General features: G+C 63.0%; 17 protein-coding genes and 1 pseudogene. 14 read left to right on the plus strand and 4 right to left on the minus strand.

Going from position 1 to position 17,994, the window contains the following annotated elements; all coding sequences use genetic code 11:
• Window positions 1-20 precede the first annotated feature (20 nt).
• From ACI6S0_RS23745 to ACI6S0_RS23805, 13 genes and pseudogenes are all read left to right on the plus strand, one after another.
• On the plus strand, window positions 21-2,948 hold the full coding sequence (locus ACI6S0_RS23745) for a Tn3 family transposase (RefSeq protein ID WP_122129177.1): 2,928 nt from the start codon (window positions 21-23) through the stop codon (window positions 2,946-2,948).
• 28 nt (window positions 2,949-2,976) lie between these two features.
• Window positions 2,977-3,297, plus strand: a pseudogene (locus tag ACI6S0_RS23750) (sodium-independent anion transporter); the annotation flags it as partial.
• 9 nt (window positions 3,298-3,306) lie between these two features.
• Entirely contained in the window at window positions 3,307-3,660 is a 354-nt protein-coding gene (locus tag ACI6S0_RS23755) for a hypothetical protein (RefSeq protein ID WP_164522511.1), read from the plus strand.
• Between the two features lie 214 nt (window positions 3,661-3,874).
• Window positions 3,875-5,011, plus strand: a complete 1,137-nt coding sequence (locus ACI6S0_RS23760; protein WP_069336914.1) for a S1C family serine protease — start codon at window positions 3,875-3,877, stop codon at window positions 5,009-5,011.
• 29 nt (window positions 5,012-5,040) lie between these two features.
• On the plus strand, window positions 5,041-5,982 hold the full coding sequence (locus ACI6S0_RS23765; protein ID WP_081331675.1) for a LysR substrate-binding domain-containing protein: 942 nt from the start codon (window positions 5,041-5,043) through the stop codon (window positions 5,980-5,982).
• A gap of 235 nt (window positions 5,983-6,217) precedes the next feature.
• On the plus strand, window positions 6,218-6,391 hold the full coding sequence (locus ACI6S0_RS23770) for a DUF465 domain-containing protein (RefSeq protein ID WP_021224324.1): 174 nt from the start codon (window positions 6,218-6,220) through the stop codon (window positions 6,389-6,391).
• Between the two features lie 2 nt (window positions 6,392-6,393).
• A complete protein-coding gene (locus ACI6S0_RS23775; protein WP_069336916.1) occupies window positions 6,394-7,122 on the plus strand; it encodes a Bax inhibitor-1/YccA family protein in 729 nt (242 codons plus the stop codon).
• A gap of 2 nt (window positions 7,123-7,124) precedes the next feature.
• Window positions 7,125-7,385 (plus strand): zf-TFIIB domain-containing protein, encoded by a 261-nt coding sequence (locus ACI6S0_RS23780; RefSeq protein WP_069336917.1) that lies wholly within the window; start codon window positions 7,125-7,127, stop codon window positions 7,383-7,385.
• Window positions 7,386-7,508: 123 nt separating this feature from the next.
• Window positions 7,509-8,489, plus strand: a complete 981-nt coding sequence (locus ACI6S0_RS23785; protein ID WP_021224327.1) for a TerC family protein — start codon at window positions 7,509-7,511, stop codon at window positions 8,487-8,489.
• 104 nt (window positions 8,490-8,593) lie between these two features.
• Complete coding sequence (locus tag ACI6S0_RS23790) at window positions 8,594-9,517, plus strand: diacylglycerol kinase family protein (RefSeq protein WP_234792260.1); 924 nt, start codon at window positions 8,594-8,596, stop codon at window positions 9,515-9,517.
• The gene (locus tag ACI6S0_RS23795) at window positions 9,421-9,948 is read left to right on the plus strand and encodes an MbcA/ParS/Xre antitoxin family protein (RefSeq protein ID WP_069336918.1); all 528 of its coding nucleotides are present in this window, start codon (window positions 9,421-9,423) and stop codon (window positions 9,946-9,948) included. The genes ACI6S0_RS23790 and ACI6S0_RS23795 overlap by 97 nt, the downstream gene beginning before the upstream one ends.
• Window positions 9,945-10,613, plus strand: a complete 669-nt coding sequence (locus tag ACI6S0_RS23800) for an RES family NAD+ phosphorylase (protein WP_099232165.1) — start codon at window positions 9,945-9,947, stop codon at window positions 10,611-10,613. Before ACI6S0_RS23795 ends, ACI6S0_RS23800 begins: the two co-directional genes overlap by 4 nt.
• Before the next feature lie 27 nt (window positions 10,614-10,640).
• Window positions 10,641-11,591 (plus strand): hybrid sensor histidine kinase/response regulator, encoded by a 951-nt coding sequence (locus ACI6S0_RS23805; protein ID WP_081331678.1) that lies wholly within the window; start codon window positions 10,641-10,643, stop codon window positions 11,589-11,591.
• Between the two features lie 150 nt (window positions 11,592-11,741).
• Here ACI6S0_RS23805 and ACI6S0_RS23810 read toward each other — a convergent pair whose 3' ends face one another.
• Entirely contained in the window at window positions 11,742-12,869 is a 1,128-nt protein-coding gene (locus tag ACI6S0_RS23810) for a tyrosine-type recombinase/integrase (protein ID WP_069336924.1), read from the minus strand.
• The gene (locus tag ACI6S0_RS23815; RefSeq protein WP_069336925.1) at window positions 12,866-14,320 is read right to left on the minus strand and encodes a Swt1 family HEPN domain-containing protein; all 1,455 of its coding nucleotides are present in this window, start codon (window positions 14,318-14,320) and stop codon (window positions 12,866-12,868) included. Before ACI6S0_RS23815 ends, ACI6S0_RS23810 begins: the two co-directional genes overlap by 4 nt.
• 192 nt (window positions 14,321-14,512) lie before the next feature.
• On the opposite strand from ACI6S0_RS23815, the gene ACI6S0_RS23820 reads away from it, so the two are divergent.
• Window positions 14,513-15,472, plus strand: coding sequence for a hypothetical protein (locus ACI6S0_RS23820; protein ID WP_069336929.1), 960 nt, complete (start codon window positions 14,513-14,515; stop codon window positions 15,470-15,472).
• Between the two features lie 56 nt (window positions 15,473-15,528).
• Here the strand turns inward: ACI6S0_RS23820 and ACI6S0_RS23825 are convergent, their stop codons facing one another.
• Together ACI6S0_RS23825 and ACI6S0_RS23830 are read right to left on the minus strand one after the other, a co-directional pair.
• On the minus strand, window positions 15,529-16,509 hold the full coding sequence (locus ACI6S0_RS23825) for a ParB/RepB/Spo0J family partition protein (RefSeq protein ID WP_069336930.1): 981 nt from the start codon (window positions 16,507-16,509) through the stop codon (window positions 15,529-15,531).
• 206 nt (window positions 16,510-16,715) lie between these two features.
• Window positions 16,716-17,921 (minus strand): AAA family ATPase, encoded by a 1,206-nt coding sequence (locus ACI6S0_RS23830; protein WP_099232178.1) that lies wholly within the window; start codon window positions 17,919-17,921, stop codon window positions 16,716-16,718.
• Window positions 17,922-17,994 lie beyond the last annotated feature (73 nt).

The raw sequence follows: 17,994 nt of genomic DNA on the forward strand, positions 1-17,994 counted from the left end.
AGGTGCCTGGACGCATTCCTATGACCGGGCGGCAACGCGCCGCCCTGTTGGCCCTCCCCGATAATGAAGCGATGGTAATGCAGCATTGCAATTTCGATGCCGCTGACCTGGCGGCCATCGAGACCGCACGCACGCCGGCGACCCGGCTCGGATATGCTCTGCAACTGAGCTGCCTTCGCTACCCAGGACGGCACTTGCGTCAAAATGAGCTGTTACCGGCGGTCATGCTCGACCACATCGCCGAGCAGGTAGGCGTGGAGCCGGACATCATTGCCCACTTCGCTCGCCGCAATCCTACCCGTTACGATCAGCTTGCCGGGATCAAGGCTCGATTTGGATTTCGTGACCTTGGCAAACCGCTTCGTGCGGAAATCATGGCATGGCTGATCAAAGAAGCGAAAGGCACTACCGACGGGCGGATATTGCTCGACCGGCTCCTGGATGAAATGCGTCGTCGCCTTATCGTCATTCCTGGTGTCAGTGTGGTGGAGCGAATGGCCGCCGAAGCGATGCACCGCGCCGAAACGAAACTGATCGCCGAAATTGCCGGTAGCCTTGATGCTGATGCACGCCGGCGTCTCGATGAATTGGTCGATGACAAAGTGCACGACCGGCAAAGCCGCTTCTCCTGGCTTCGCGAACCCCAACCTCGCGTTGCGCCGGCATCCCTTACCGAAATTGTCGAAAAGGTTGGCCTGATCCGCTCGTCATGCGGATTGCCGCGAGCACTCGATCCAGCGCATGAGCCGCGCATGGCCCAGTTCGCCCGCGAGGGGGTGCGCTATACAGCCCAAGCCTTCCAGCAGATGCGGCCAGCCCGTCGGCATGTCATTCTTCTCGCCACGCTGAGCGAGTTGGAAGCCACATTGACAGATGCCGCCATCGGCATATTCGGATCGCTGGTTGGACGCGCCCATCTGCGGGCGCGAAAACGTCTTGAGCAGCGCGTGGCCATCTCCGGAAGCGAGGGCCGCGAGCGGATGGTCAGGGTCGCCAAGGTCCTCGAGGCAATCACCCGGACGGCGCGGAATGGCGAGGATATCAGCGCGGCGGTCCAAGGCATTGCTTCCTTCGACGTAATTGAGGCCGATGCTGTGATCATCCGGCGCACGGCCACCCCGCATCGGGACGACGTCCTCGACGAAATCGCGGCCGAATATCGTGCTTTCAAACGGTCCGGACCGGCATTCCTGCGGGCCTTTGATTTTCGGGGCCCCGCCAGCACAATGGCGCTGCGCGAGGCGATGGCGGTTTTGTCGGACCTCGATGGTGATTGGCGCAAACCCTTTCCGGACCTTCCACCGCTTGACCATGTCGAACGGCGCTGGCGCCGGCACGTCATCGTCGCAGGCGGGATAGACCGGACCCATTGGGAGATGGCGACCTACAGCGCACTGGCCAATGCACTTGCAGCTGGCGATATCTGGGTTCCGACCTCCCGGCTGCACCGCTCGCTTGATACCCTGCTGGCGCCGGCAGGCGTGCAACGGCAAGCGGCGTTTACCCTTGGTGACCCACATGCCTGGCTTGATGAGCGCGCCGAGAAGCTCGACCAGTCCTTGTCCAAGGTAGCAAGCAGCCTGAATAGTGGCGACGGCGCTTTGTTCGTCGGAGATCGGCTGCGCTTCCCCAAGGACACAAGGGACGACAGCGAGGACGATGCAGGGCAGAAATTCGCGCGGACCTGCTATCGTATGCTGCCGGCTACACGGATCACCGATGTTCTATCGCAGGTCGCGCGCTGGACGGGCTTCACCCAGCACTTCGGTCATGTCTCGACCGGGCTTCCCCCGACTGACGAGCGGGCCTTTCTTGCCACGCTGATCGCGGAAGCGACCAACCTTGGCATGTCACGAATGGCAGAAGTCTGCGGGGCAGCATCACGGCGGGCACTTCTGCGCATGCAGACTTGGCATATGCGCGAGGAAACCTTCCGCGCTGCTCTTGCTTGTTTGACCGACGCCATCCATGCTGAACCGATTGCCGCCTGGTTCGGCCCCGGCCACCGTGCTTCTGCCGATGGGCAGGCCTTTTATCTCGGTGGTGCCGGCGAGGCGGGTGGAACGGTCAACGCGCATTACGGCCGCGACCCGGTGGTGAAGATCTACACGACGATCACAGACCGTTATGCCCCGCTTCACCACACTGTCATCGCTGGCACGGCAGGCGAAGCCATCCATGCCCTTGATGGTATCCTCGGCCACGACAGCAATGCTAATCTCACCGCTCTGCACACGGACGGTGGCGGCGTCTCCGACATCGTTTTCGCGGTCATGCATCTGCTTGGCCTCGATTTTGAGCCGCGTATTCCCCGCCTGTCCGATCGCCGCCTCTACGCGTTCGAGCCTGCCAACCGTTACGGCCGGCTGAGCCCGCTTTTCGGCAGAAAACTCAACCGCGACCTCATTGTAAGCCACTGGCCTGAGATCGCCCAAATCATCGGCGCCATGCGTGATCGCACCGTCACGCCTTCGCTGATCCTGAAGAAGCTTTCTGCCTACCGCCAGCAGAACAGCCTTGCCGCAGCCCTACGTGAGGTCGGTAGGATCGAGCGGACCCTATTCACATTACGTTGGTTCGAAGAACCGGAACTGCGCCGGATGGTGACCGCTGAACTGAACAAAGGCGAGGCGCGCAACAGTCTGGCGCGGGCGATCGCCTTCCACCGTCTCGGACGCTTCCGGGATCGAGGCCTTGAGAACCAACAAATCCGGGCAGCGGCTCTCAATCTCACGTCCGCCGCGATAATCCTGTTCAACTGCCGCTATCTCGGCCGCGCCATTGGCGAATTGCAGCGAAGGGGTGCCTCCGTCGATCCTGCCATTTTGGCGCAGCTTTCCCCTTTGGGTTGGGACCACATAAATCTGACGGGCGACTATGTCTGGGCGGAGAACCTCAAGCTCGATGCCGACGGCTTCATGCCCTTGCTCACCAAGCCGCTACCGTGAATCTGTGCCCAAATAATGCACAGGGGCCATTCTCGAACAAATCGCCGAAAAACGTGACGTGAGGCACCTCATCTTGATGTGCTCGGCGGTCAACGCCATCGATGCCTCCGCACTCGAGAGCCTCGAGATGATCAATCGGCGTCTTGCCGACGCCGGTGTTTGCCTGCACCTGTCGGAAGTCAAAGGCCCGGTCATGGACGCGCTCGAGCGCTCGCATCTGCTCGACGGCCTCTCAGGCAAGGTCTGGCTGTCGCAGCATGAGGCTTTTACGAAAGTTATCGCTCTCGCGGACCGGGAACAGGAGTCACTGGCTGCGCCTGATCTCTGGGCCGCCAGAGGCGCGATATAGAGCTTACGCTTGACCGGGCTGACTGGCTTTATTGGCAGGCATCTCGTTGTCCTGCCCATCTGCCCCCGGCTGTTCGGCGTTCTTGGCGTCGAGGTGCCGCTTCAGCGCATATCCGCCGACAGCGACCGCAACGAGGCCGAGCGGCCCCAGACGCCGTATCAGCGCGGCTGCGCCAGCGCCAAGGAGCGCTCCGCCGGGGCCCCCGAGCCCCCGCACGTGCTTGGCCGCTCGTTCGCCCGCAATCGCACCCAGAATCTTGCCGATCATGATCGTCCTTTCTCTGTCTTCGAAGCCGAGATCTACGTCGCAGATCCTCTGACCAACACCTCACGATTTCACAAGTACGCGGCAGTGGGCCGATAGCGAACGCTGCTTCACCATGGGGTCAAGGTCAGGGCACAGACGTTACGACGATCAAGCGTATCATGGACGTCGATCGTCCGAGCGGCGCGGAACGTTCGCTCATAGCAGGAGCATGCCATTCACCCCGCCACCATCCGCAAGTCGCGAGCCTCGCGGCAGCTCGCCTGCAACAATCGGGATCTGAGATACTTGACGCAATTCCCCGAGGCGCAACATGTCTTCAGGAATGAGCCCTGAAACAGCGAAACTCGGCTTTATCGGCCGCTGTCTTCTCGTCACTGCCTGCGCCGCCGCACTGATCCTGTTGTGGCGCGTCCTGCAGCCGATGGCTCCAGCGGATCCCGCATCCCGGCTTGTAACGGCGCGGGGCGACCTTGCCGGCGATGAAAAGGCGACCATAGCCCTGTTCGAAAAGGCCCGCGGATCGGTCGTCTATATCTCGACATCCCAGCTGGTGGAGGACGCCTGGTCGCGCAATGTATTCTCCGTCCCGCGCGGCACAGGGTCCGGCTTAATTTGGGACGGCGCCGGGCACGTCGTCACCAACTTCCACGTGATCCAGGGCGCCTCGGAGGCGACGGTCCAACTTGCCGACGGTCGCAAGTTCCGCGCCTCGCTGGTCGGCGCCAGCCCGAGCCACGATCTTGCGCTGCTCAAGATCGGCGTTGCGCTGCGCCGCCCGGCACCCGTTCCCATCGGTACCAGCGAGGATCTGAAGGTCGGACAGAAGGTCTTTGCCATCGGCAATCCGTTCGGGCTCGACTGGACGCTCACCACCGGCATAATTTCTGCGCTCGACCGATCGCTGCCAAGCGAGCGCGGCGGACCCAGCATCGAACATCTCATTCAGACCGACGCCGCCATCAACCCCGGCAACTCGGGCGGCCCGCTGCTCGACTCGAGCGGACGCCTGATCGGGATCAACACGGCGATCTTCAGCCCGTCAGGCGCATCGGCAGGCATCGGTTTCGCGGTCCCGGTCGCCACCGTCATGCGCGTTGTCCCGCAACTTATCAAAAGCGGCCGCTATGTTCGGCCGGCTCTCGGCGTCGAAGCGGACGAGCAGGTGAACGAACGCCTGCAAGCGATCACCGGACGGGAAGGGGTTTATGTCCTAAGCGTTCGCCCCGGATCGCCCGCGGCCCGCGCAGGCCTTGTCGGCATCACGGCGACACCGGGCGGGATCGTGCCGGGAGACCGCATAACCGCGATCGACGGAGAAGATGTCGACAGCCTCGGCGCGCTTTTGGCGAAGCTCGACGACCGCAAGGTCGGCAATGTCGTCAAGCTCACCGTGTCGCGCGGCGAAGCAGCCCGGGAAGTTCCAGTGGAACTGGAAGCGGGGACCTAGCTGACGAGAAGAGACAGCGCCAATGAGGATTGAGCCACGCGATAGTTTCGCTCTATCGTCCTGTCATGCCGACACTCCGCCAGCTCGAATATCTCGTCGCCCTCGCGGACCTGCGCCACTTCGGTCGAGCCGCGCAGGCCAGTCACGTCTCTCAGCCCTCGCTCAGCCAGCAGCTGCGCGCGCTCGAGCAGCGCCTCGGAACCGTTCTTGTCGAACGCAATCAGGGCAGTGTCGAACTAACGCCCATCGGCCGCGAGCTTGCCGAACGCGCGCGCGGCGTGCTGGTGGCCGTGGAAGACATGCGCGAGCTCGCCAGGCGCGCGCAGGAAGGCAACGCCGGCACGATCCGCTTCGGCGTCACGCCCACCTTAGGGCCCTATCTTATGTCGAACGTGATCCTGGCGCTGCACCGCCAACAGCCGGGCTTGCGGCTCTATATCCGCGAGGGCATTCCGGATGAACAGGCGCTCGAGCTGGCGCGCGGTCAGCTCGACATGCTGCTCGGTCCGCTGCCGATCGCCGGCGAAGGGGCGATAGTCGAGCCGCTTTTTCGCGAACGGCTCCGGCTTGTGGCCGCGCCGGACCACCCCCTTGCGCAGCGGCCGGTCCTTCGCAAAAGCGACCTCAAGGGCGCGCAGGTGTTGAGCCTTCATTCAGCGCACCATCTCCATCGGCAGGTCGCTGGCTTCTGCATGGAACTCGGAATGGAGCTGCTGCGCGATTACGAGGGCACTAGCCTCGATAGCCTGCGGCAGATGGCGGCGACGGGCCTCGCGCTCACCATACTTCCCGATCTCTATATCCGCTCGGAAGTAGGCGGCAGCGCCGGAGTCAAAGTGCTGGAGGTCAAGAACTGGCAACCGACCCGCAGCATCGCCGCGGCCTGGCGGCACGGCGCCGCCTTTGCCGACGCCTATGCCCGTATCGCGGAATGCGTCCGATGCGAGGCGCTGACAATCGTAGGCGCGTAAGCCGATAGGCTAATCCTATCACCGAGAGGGGAGAGATCGATTGGCGAGAACACCGCTCCTTCGCTAATTACATGACGTGGCCCGGGCCCCTCTGGCACGGCAGCGGCGAGAAGTCCTGTCGTGCGATGTCGGACCACATCGGACGTTCCGATGGCATGCAAGCGGGCCCTATCATCGCCGAAATGCCGTCAGCTCTCCGATCGAACCCATGGTTTGTGACTAGAGGAGATATACAATGAACTGGCGTGCCTTCCGTCTGCACGAGATGCACAAGCGGATCGATGAAGCGCTTCGCGCCGAGCAGCGCCATACGGTCCCCAACCCCTTCGAAATCATGCGCCTGAAGAAGCTCAAGCTGGCCCTGAAGGACCGGCTCGCTGCCCTCGCGCGAACACCGAGGAGAGTGTGACGATGGAGCGTTACAGATCCTACCCATCTGCGAACGCGCATGCCGCGAGCGCGGCGACGGCAACCTTTGACGCCGGCCTGCGCCGGCACATGCTGGGCATCTACCGCAACATGGGCCTCGGCCTCGCCATCACCGGCGCGGTCGCACTCGGCGTCGCCTCGAGCCCGGCGATCTATGAGCCGATCTTCAATACGCCGCTCAAATGGGCGGCGATGTTCGCGCCGCTGGCCTTTGTCCTCTTCTTCTCCTTCCGCATCGAGCGCATGAGCACGGCTGGGGCCCGAACGGCGTTCTTTGCGTTCGCCGCGGTCATGGGCATCTCCATGGCGAGCATCTTCCTGGTCTTTACCGGGCAGAGCATCGCGACGACCTTCTTCATCGCCGCCTCGATGTTCCTCGCGATGAGCTTATGGGGCTACACGACCGGCCGCGACCTTTCGAAATGGTCGACTTTCCTGCTGATGGGTCTGGTCGGCGTCGTCATCGCGAGCCTGGTCAACCTCTTCCTCGCCTCGAGCGTCTTGCAGCTCGTGCTCAGCATCGTCGGGGTGATCGTGTTCACCGCGCTCACCGCGTTCGACACCCAGCGCGCCAAGTCGGACTATCTGGCTTATGGCGGCACGCAAGCCGCCGAGAAGCTCGCCGTGATGAGCGCGCTCTCGCTCTACCTCAATCTCGTCAACCTTTTCCAGCTGCTGCTGACCTTCTTCGGCCAGCGCCAGGAGAACTGATCATGCTTTGCCCTTCGTGCAGAACCGAGCTCCAGATGTCGGAGCGCTCAGGCATCGAAATCGACTATTGCCCCTCCTGCCGGGGCGTGTGGCTCGACCGCGGCGAGCTCGACAAGATCATCGAGCGCAGTGCGGCCCCGCCCGCCCCACCAGCCGCGGCTGCCCAGACGTCGCCCGGCTGGAGCGGTCCGCCCCATCAAAGCGGTTACCACCCGCCTTATCAGAAGCGCCGAAAGAGCTTTCTCGAAGAGCTCTTCGACTGATCGGCGGCGCGCCGCCCCGCGCGGCCGCCGTCACTCTTCCCGCCGGGCCCCGCTGGCAGACTGACCGTCTGCGATGTCGGAGGGACAAACGCGGCCGCTTGCCGGCCGCGAAAGGAGAGACACATGGATTTCCTGTTTGTTGATTGGCTCGGCAAGCCGCTGTGGCTCTGGCTGAGCTTCCTGGGAATCGTCATCGTCATGCTCGCGGTCGATCTCGGCATCGTGCACCGCAAGTCGAAGGAAATCGGCGTCACCGAAAGCCTGGTGACGTCCGCGGCCTACATCCTGCTCGGCCTCGCCTTCGGCGGCTGGGTCTGGTGGTACATGGGCGCAACCGCGGGCATGAACTATCTGACCGGCTTCGTTGTCGAGAAAAGCCTGGCGATGGACAACGTCTTCGTCATCGCCATGATCTTCACCTATTTCGCCGTACCGCGCCTCTACCAGCATCGCGTGCTGTTCTGGGGCATCCTTGGCGTCATCGTCCTGCGCGCGATCATGATCGGCGTCGGAGCAACGCTGGTCGAGCAGTTCAGCTGGGTGCTATATGTCTTCGCGGCCTTCCTGATCTTCACCGGCGTCAAGATGTGGCTCTTCGCCGACAAGGAATATGACGTCGCGGCCAATCCCGTGCTCAAGTTCGTGCGCCGGCATTTCCGCGTGACCGACCGCCTGCATGGTGAGCATTTCTGGGTGAAGCAGGCAGACCCCGCCACCGGCAAGCAGGCCTGGTTCATGACCCCGCTCATGCTGGCCCTGCTCATGGTCGAAATCGTCGACGTGGTCTTTGCCGTCGACAGCGTGCCGGCGATCTTCGCCATCACGACCGATCCGTTCATCGTCTACACATCGAACATCTTCGCCATACTCGGCCTCAGGGCGCTCTATTTCGCCCTGGCCGCGATGGTGGACCGGTTCCACTATCTCAAGTACGCGCTGGCGATCCTGCTTGTGTTCATTGGCTCCAAGATCTTCGTCGCCGACGCTCTGGGGCTGGCGAAGATCCCGCCCGTGGCTTCGCTTTCGGTCACCTTCGCGATCCTGGCGGCCGGCATCGGCTGGTCGCTATGGAAGACGAGGGACCAGGCCGCGCACCCGGCCTGAACAACCTTGCCGGCGGGGACGTCCCCCCTGCCTTCCCGCCGGCGTCTTTTTTCTGCCCTTGCCTCGTCCGCATGCAAGCGCCGCTCATTTGGAAAGGAATGGTCTTGGCGTCTCGTCCAACGCGCGCACTGCTCGTGATCAATGCTCTGAGCCGGTCGGGCGCAGCGATGGGCGAGGCAGCGCACCGGTTGCTCGCCGACCAGGGCTGCACGGTCACTCGGCTCGACAGCAGGACATCCGAGGAGGTCAGCCCCTGGATCGCCCAGCAGGGCGACGCCGCGGATTTCGTGATGGTCGCAGGCGGCGACGGAACGATGAATGCGGCCGCGCGAGGCCTGCTCGCAACGGGCCTGCCGCTCGCCCTGCTGCCGGCCGGCACCGCGAACGATCTCGCGCGGACCTTGGGCCTTGGCGGTTGCACGCTGGAGCAATGCGTGTCGCTGCCCACCATAGGGCGCACATCGAAGATCGACCTGGGTGAAGCAAACGGACACCTCTTCTTCAACGTGGCCAGCATCGGGCTCAGCGCCGACCTGGCGCAGGCGCTGACTCGCGAGGCGAAACGCCGCTTTGGCCGGTGGAGCTACATCATTGCGGCGCTCCGGGCGCTGCGCGCGGTCCGTCCGTTCCGGGCGACCGTCTCGCACGATGGACAGACCGTCAGGGTTCGCACCCTTCAGATCGCCATCGGCAACGGGCGCTATTATGGCGGCGGAAACCTGTCCCGCTTAGCGGTCTCGATGCCGTTCAGCGCTGTTCTGGTATTGTGTCGACTGCGCGTGTCGCCCGACATGCTGGATCGATGGATGGAGCGGCACGGGCGTTGGTTGCTCGTGCCGTCGCCCCTCCCCCCAGCCATTCGCGACAAGCACTCGCGCAATTGCGAACTGTCCAGATTTGGACTATATCCAAATCCGTTCAGGAGGCGCAAATGGCGAGGAACGCGATTGAAGGCGGCGGCCAGACGGCGGAACTTCCGCCGCGCCTGGACCTGTCCCGCTTCGCGCCGGCCAATCGACGCCGCCTGAGCGCACCTGCCATGCGGACCTTCGTCGCGATTGCCGACCTGTGGGGGCTTAACGAGGAACAGCGCCGGTTGGTGCTCGGCTATCCCTCCCGATCGACCTATCATAGCTGGTGCAAGCAGGCGCGCGAACATGGGACCATCACCCTCGATGTCGACGTGCTTACCCGGATCTCGGCACTGTTCGGCATTCATCAGGCGCTGGGCGTGCTGTTCGCCGACGAGCATGAAGGCATCGACTGGCTGCGCCAGCCTCACGACGCTCCGGTGTTCGGCGGCCATCCGCCGATTGATCTGCTGACGAGCGGCACCCAGGACGGGCTGATGACCGTGCGCCGTTTCCTCGATAGTGCGCGCGGCGGCATCTACATGGCTCCGAACGCCGCCGACGAAGGCTTCGCTCCCTACAGCGACAGCGAAATCGTCTTCGGGTGACCGACTACAGGCCCGCGCCTCGGCCGGCGTATCGACTTGTGCCGTCGCGCTTTCCCCCCATCGGCCTGTTCGACACGGTGGCGACAGCCGCCGACGCGGCTGCCGTAATGGAGCTTGCCGGTTGGACGAACGACCGCCTGGTGGCCGAACGGATCGATCGCCTGCCTCGCGATCAGTGGGTTTATGGCCGTCCCAACGCGAGCATCATCATGGCATCCTTTCTCCATGTCGCGCCCGGCGGCATGCGGTTCAATGGTCCCGATCTTGGCGCTTGGTACGCGTCGGCCTCGATCGTCACGGCTGCGGCCGAGGTCGGACATCATCTGCGGCGTGAAACGGTGGCGCGCTCGGTAGAGGCCATGGCACGGACCTATCGCTCCTACAGCGCCACGCTGGTCGGCAATTACCTAGATATCTGCGGCCAGCAGTCAGCCTATCCCGATGCCTATCTCCCGAACAGCTATGCCGGAGCACAGGCATTCGGCGAGACAATTCGCGCGTCGGCCTCAGCCGGCATTGCCTATGACAGCTTGCGCCATCGGGGCGGCACGAACGTCGTTGGATATCGGCCGGCTGGAATCATCGATGTCGTCCAGACCGATCATTTCGAGATCAGCATTGAAGCTGCGTCCAAACAAATCGACGTCCGCAAACTGAGCGCGTGAACGGCGGACACCGCTCGCGTGCCCGGCATGGACGGGTTCGAACTCGCCGAAATCATGCGCGCCAACGAGCGTTCGCGTCATATCCCGATCATCTTCGTTACCGCAGGCAGCGCCGACGTCACCCGGCGCTTCCGCGGCTATGAAGCGGGCGCCGTAGACTTCATCCAGAAGCCGATCGAAGCCGACGTGCTGCGCTCCAAGGCCAATGTCTTCTTCGATCTCTACGGTCAGCGGCGGCAGATCATCGCACAAAGGGACGAACTCGCAGGCCTCACGAAAGCGCTTCAGGAAGCCGACCGGCAGAAGAACCGCTTCCTCGCCGTGCTTGGTCACGAGCTCCGCAATCCGATCATGGCGCTGAGCGGTGGACTCGAGCTCCTCGAAAAGCGCGAAGGAACCGAGCTGGCGCGCGAAATCCGCAGCGGCATGCGCCGCAGTCTCAAGCATGTGACCCGGTTGGTCGAAGATCTCCTCGACATCGCGCGGATCGATCAGGGCAAGATATCCTTGAGAAAGGAGCGCTTGCATCTTCAGGAGGTTCTCGGCTTTGCAATGGAGGCGGTTCGGCCCGCCCTCGAGGAGGCAGAGCACGCGCTCCATCTCGACGTGACGCCGGAGCCCATCTGGCTCGATGCGGACCCGGCCCGGATCACCCAGATCATCAACAACCTCGTAGGCAATGCCGTGAAATATACCCCGCCGGGCGGAAGGATCGATCTCAGTGTCGGCCGGGACGGGTCCTCGGCGCTCTTGCAGGTCACCGACAACGGCGTTGGCATACCGGCCGAGCAGCAGAGCCGAATTTTCGAGATCTTCGAGCAGATCGAAGGTGGCGCGCGTGCAACGCAAGACGGTCTCGGCATCGGCCTCGCGCTGGTTCGACAGCTGGTGGAGCTTCATGACGGTTCGATCGTGCTGGCCAGAAGCGCGGTGGGCGAAGGGAGCACCTTCGAGGTTCGCCTGCCTGCCACGGGTTGACCCGAGCCGGTTGAGACCGCCGGGCATCAAATGACCGGCGGCCTCACGGCTGGCCCGAGCGACGATGCAAAAGATGTAAGCTGGCTCAAGGCTGCCTGACGAGAGCGCAACCACGACCAGAACGTCGTTCGGCTGGGTCGATCAGCTCGCTCAATCAGCGAAACGTTTGGCCAGTCTAGCGCTGGCGCCGCTCTTGGCCGCGAGACGCGCACCATAGCGCATGACCGTCTTCGGGTCGCGCCAGCGGTAAGCCTGCATGATCGCGGGCAAGCCTTCCCCGGCCGCGAAATTGTCCTGGGCCACGCCTACACGGATCGAGTGCGACGAAACCGCGGCCACCCAGCGCTCAAGCTCGGCTTCAGACATCGCACCCAGAAGCTTGCGTTCCCAGGCCGCTCGTATCAGCCGCCGGTAAATCAAGGTGACGCTGTTGGGATGGAGACGGTTTCGGCCTATAGCAGCTACAGACCCGTCAAAATGGGTTTCGACCCGCCGGAATAGGGGGCCTTTTCGAACATCGGCCTTGTCGCGCCAGCGGCGTATCGCCGCCATCGTCTTGGGCGCAAGATAGGCGTAGGCCCCCTCCCCCACCTGGTCGGTTTTCGACGAAGGTATGAAGAGAATGCCCGCCCCCTCGGTATCTGGCCCTTCGACATGGTCGACATCGATCGCCACGAGCTCAGACCGCCGCGCCCCGGTGTCGTAGGCGACGCGCAGGAATGCCTCATCGCGAAGGCCCAGTTCGTCGCGCCGGCACGCTCTGACGAGATGAGCGAGACAGACCCCCACGGCCGGGCTGTCCAGGTCCGATATTTCGCCTTTGAAGCGAATGGCTCGGGCCTGTCGCTGCTTGACGCCGAGAGCCTTGCGCGCCGCTTTCTTCTCAAGCCGAACGAGCGGCATGGACGTTGGATCGGGAAGACCAGCCATGCGGTAAGCCCAACCGACATTGACGATGTAGCGCTCGATCGTCGCCATCGCCCGCTGAGTCTCGCTGCTGTCGTCGATGCCGGCGAGAGCGCGGATCCAGGACGCCACGAGCGCGGCATCGGCGCGATCGGCCGCGATCCGGTTCTGACGGCACCATTTGCCCCAGAGAGTCAGGTCCGAACGGAAGGCGCGGCGCGTGTTCGCAGACCATCCTCGAACGGCGGCGGCAACGAGCGCCTCGTCGATCGGTGCTCTTGGACCCACCAGCTCGCGGACGTCCGCGACAACCGCCAGACTGCCATGGCGATCGGTCTCGCCCTGGGGTGCCAGGATTGCGCTATCGATCATGGCACGGGCTCACCCATCCAGCGGTACAGGCGGTTGCCCTCGACACGCAGCACGAGCAGATCCTCGACGGTCAAAGGCCGCACGTGCGCGACTGGATTGCGAATGACGCTGAGGCGGCCGAGCGTCTCGCCGATTGACGTTTTCACCTTGAAGAACGGTTGGAACACGTCGCGCCAATTCTCGCCACGTTCGATGATGCCGCGATAGTCACCGAAATCGGCATAGTCGAATAGCTCTCCAGGTGCGCGCTGCGCGTCCACATCGGCCTGGCGCCGTCTTTCCCATTCCTCGCGGATATTCTTGTGGACGCGCTGGCGGATCCATTTCTCCCCTACCCCGGCCTTCATCGACCGATCGATGAAGGCCCGCAGCCGGCGCTCGAGCTGGCGGAACATCAAGGAGATGACCGCATCGAGCTCATCGGGGTCGGCTTCGGGTGGTGCTTCCGGAACCATGCCAAAGGGCACGAATATATTGCCCACGAGCGCCATCGGCAGGCTGGCCAAGCGCATGTCGAAGCCCCGCGCGATGCGCAGGCCTGAGGCCAGCATCGCGTCGTCGACCGCTTCGTCGCCCTGATCCTCGCGCCGATAGTCGCCAAGCTCGGCGCGCACCAGCTGGGTGGCTCGAGGGGCGGCAGGACTGGTGCGCGCCACAATCTCGGTCATGCCCTTGAAAGCGGCATAACCCTCGATTGAAAGCTCGGGCTGATCATCGCGCACCCAGGGGGTTTCAATGCCCGCCATCTGCGCGGCGGTCGCACGCGCCCACTCCCCTGCCGGATCACCCACCCCCGCAACTCCGGCAAGGTCCACTGCGGCGATCTCGGCCGCGGTGGGAAAGCGCAGCTCAGGCACGAGGTCCGGGAAGTTCGACGAAAGCGCGGCGCGGGAAAGGCGCGCGGCATTCGTGCCAGCAATGAACTCCTCGACACCGGCAAGCTGCTCTACAATCGATCGGTCCAGCGCGGCCGCGGTGCCGAGCCGTTCGAGCATGGGCGCAAGCGCGCCACCACGCGCCAGAGCATCGGCCACCGTATCGGGGATCAGCGGGCGCGCACCCAGCATGCGCTGATAAACGTCAGCCTTCGGCAGGAGCTTGTCGAGCCGCTCGACGCTCGCGAGCGCCTCTTGGAAGGCGGAAAGGCGACCGGTCGCTTGCGCATAGCCGCCGCTCGAAACGAACTTATCGAACTCGCTTTGTCGGCGGGCCATCTCCTCGATGATGTTGGGACGGCGCTCGAGCATGTCTGTGATGCGCTTGTGATTCGCCGCCATCTCTTCGAAGATCGTCGGTCGAAGCTTAAGCATCTCGTCAAGGCGTCGCTGCCCTTTCAGCGCCCTAGCGAGGACATCGGCGTTCCTTCCCGCCTGCGTTGCGGCGCGGATGATATCGGACGTGCCGTTCAGGTCCCGCATCGCCTTGCGGATCGGATCATCATCGAAATTCACGGGTTTCCTTCTGGCGCCTTGATATTGCTGCGGCGTCTTACACGATCGGTCCGCAGCCCACCAGTGTTGATAACGACCTATTATCACCACTGTGTATCTCGGCACGATTTACTTAGATGCCTGTTCGGTTTACTGTTGGCTATGCCCGCACCTTCCTCGCCGGCCCGCTTCGGCCCCACTTACAGCCCGCGGATGGTTGCAAGCGTAGCGTCGTGTACAGCGGCAATTTCGCGCCTCGATGCCCGCATTTGCGTCAGTTCAGCCGCATCCGCCTGGGCGCGCCGAGCTGCTTGGTCGGGCTATGCGCGGGCGCTCCACCTGCAGGCGGCGGAGATCGACGAAATCGACGTATTTTCCTGGGGCTGCGGCATCCATATTCCAGAACGGCCGCGGCGCGCGACCAACGTGGATGTATTCGACGGCTTCCCGGCGTGGGCGCAGGCGCTGCGCGAGCCTGATCGGCTCGCCTGGCGTGACAAACTGCCGGTAGCTGTAACGGAACCGCATTTTGTCACGGAGCACCCAGCCCTCGTCCGGGCCCTCGAGCGTGTTCGCCAGCATGCCCGCATCGACGCGACCATCGAGCCATGGCTAGGCCTGGCCTTCGCGCTGCGCGATTACGATCTGACGACGACGCCGCTGCCTTGCCTCGCGGGAGGGGCCAAGGCGCTGCGCCTCAAACGCATGCCAGCGGACCATGACTGGCAAGCGGCCGTTCGCTCGGTTGAAGCGGCCGCCATTGCCGGGCTTGATCGCCTCGATCGACTCGAAAGGCTTTATCGGGATGCGCAGCGCAAGATTATGGCCGAGTATCGGCCAGGCATGCTTCCCGCCCTTGCTGCGCTAAGCTGCCATCATCCGGTGCTTTCGCCGCAATCGGTGGCTGGCGCGCTCGGCTTGACTCTTGCTGGCGCGAGCAAGCTCCTAGCACGAGCCGCCTCGGCCAAGCTTCTCGTCGAGATTACGCGGCGGCGTTCCTGGCGCATCTTCGTTGCCGCAGATCTAGCTGTCGACTTTGGCTTTGTGGCGCCCAAACGCGGCCGACCTCCAAAGGAGCCCCCTCCCCTGCCCCCACGCCGGGACCTGGCCGAGGCGTTTGTCGCCTTCGACCAGGAGATGGAGCGCATAGACGCGCTTCTTGCGAGCCGCTGACCTCCACTCCGGTCGCATTGGCTAGCGCTTCCGGAGTCGCAGTCCGCCGGTTTTGCTCAAGGTTCAAGCAGGCTGCGGATCGATTCCAGAACCTCGTCGGTCGAAGCACCCGAGCGTGGCAGTACCTTCAAGGACAGGCCGCCGCGGCTGCCCCGCGTATAGCGCAACATCGCCTTCCCGTTCCTCGCCTTAAGCTCCACTTCCGCGCCACCCTTTTGCTTTGGGGCGACAGTCGCGCGCACGAGCCGTTTGGCGACCTCGGCGCCCGGCAGTTTGGCTCCGAGATCGGCTCGCTCGCTCTCGATCAGCCGCGCCTCTGCCTCCATCAACGGCAACATCTTCGCGTCAACTGAGAGCGGCTTAACGTCGCGGGCAATCCGCACGGTGATATCGTGAGGATCGCTGAAGGCGGCTACGATGGACTGCGGCAGGCGCGCCACGTCGAGCAGCCGGCTGAGCCACGAGCGAGATATTTTGAGGTGCTCTGCCATTTCGGCCTGCGAGCCATTGTAGAACTCCGCCAGGGCACGTGAATATTCCTTCGCCCGCTCCCAATCGGAGATGTCTTTGCGGGAACGATTCTCGATGTCCGAGACCCGGAATGCTTCCTCGTCGGAAACCGACTGGATCGTGATGAGGTAGTCATATTCAGGATGGTGATGCTCACGAAGCCACTTGACCGTCCACCAGCGCCGCACCCCGGCGATGATTTCAAAATCGAAGTCGGGATCGCCTTGCAGCCTCCTGACGATTGCCGGAATGCGCTGCTTCTTCGCCGAGAGAAAAGCGTCAATGAGATCGCGACAGGTCTCTTCATTGAGATGGTCGAGATCGCGATTATGAAGTCGCCACGGCCGGCACCTCGCAGGATCGACCCACTCGGTACGGTCTGTCACCACCTTGCCCGATGCGATGCGGGCCAAGGCTTGGCTGCGGCTCGCCATAATGCCTTCGGCCGGCGCAGCGGTGTCGACGTCGGTTGCCTCGTCTAGACCCTCAGTAAGACTGCTGCCGAAGCCTCTGTTACCCTTGGACATCATCGCTTATCCCACTTGAAATTGTTCCACCCTGCCGCGATTGCCACGTGGCAACTTGGCCTGAAAGCCGCTTGGCGAGGGTTGCGTTGCCACGTGGCAACCGGCGTTCATCGTCGCGGGTGATCCACTGCGTGTGCCTCGCCGCGCCAGACGTAACATATTCATATACTGACGTGTTTCGAGTTGTTGCCACGTGGCAATTCATGTCACGCCACCTCCCCTGCCCGGCTCTGCCAGGTGCGCAGGACATCCTTCTCGATGTCGAGGCAGACCTCGTTCAGGTACTTCACACAGCGGTTGTGGACCTCGTGGGAAGTGACCGGTCGATCCAGTTCGAAAACGGTCTTCATGCGAGAGCTTGCGTTGTCGATTTCGGCGCTCGTACGCAGCACCGAACTGATCATCGAACCTCCAAAAACCTGACGCATCATGGTCAGGATTTCGCTTTGCATCGATTTGCTTTCGTCCACCCTACTTCCGACGAGGCGGATGAAATTGTATGCCGGCTTCACCCTCCCCGCGAGCTTTTCCAGCTGCCGCATGGTAGTGCGCGCCATGTCGATGAAGGAAACGGTTGACGCAAAGTCAATCACGCTCGGCGGAACCGGTATCACCATCGCGTTCGCCGCCTGGAGGACAGCCATGGAGACCATGCCGAGGGCTGGCGGTGGATCCATGATAACGACGTCATAGTCGTCGACCACGTCATCGATCGCTTGCGCGATCATGTCGATGATGTCGAAGCTCTGGTTCTGCGCCAGATAGCCCGCGATCTCGTATTCGAGATTGTAGAGCTTGAGGTTGGCAGGGATCAAATCTAGTCCGAAGAAATGCGTCTTGCGGATGATCTTACGAACCCCGAGCAGCTCGGGGTTGTGGAAGTGCCCGTAAAGCGTGTCTTCTTCTGACAGGTCGATATCAGGTCGATACCCGAACATCATCGTCGAGCTTGCCTGGCTGTCGCAGTCGATGAACAGCACGCGATAGCCACGAATGGCGAAATGCTGCGCTAGGTGAAGTGCAATCGTCGACTTGCCCACACCTCCCTTGAAGTTCGACACGGAAATGATGGCCGGCACGTCCTCAGGCGAGCGCCACGGCCGCGTACCGAACACCTCGCGCATATGGTCGAGTTCCTCGAGTGAATATTGCACCCGGTGACCGGACGCTGTCCGCCCCCGCGCCGGCAGGCGGCCGTCCCGTTCGGCCTCGCGGATTGCAGAAGCCGTGCGGCTAACCAGCGCCGCCGCCTTCGAGATGGGGAAGGACGGCCCCTTCTTCGCGCCAGTCTCTGGATCAATTGCGTTGTCCCGGATCCGTTTCAGGATCGTGAGCGCGCGCCGGTGCAATAGGCCGAGACCGTCATCCAGCAGTTCGTCCTGAGGTGCTTCTAAGGTTTGTTCGCTCGCCATGGCCGCCACTTTGTGAGATTGAAGCCAATCTCTACCGTCGTTGGCAGTTTGGAGCAAGAATTGTCCACCAACC

Origin of the sequence: Sphingobium sp. DN12, assembly GCF_051058005.1 — a bacterium.
GTDB classification, from domain to species: Bacteria; Pseudomonadota; Alphaproteobacteria; order Sphingomonadales; family Sphingomonadaceae; genus Sphingobium; species Sphingobium yanoikuyae.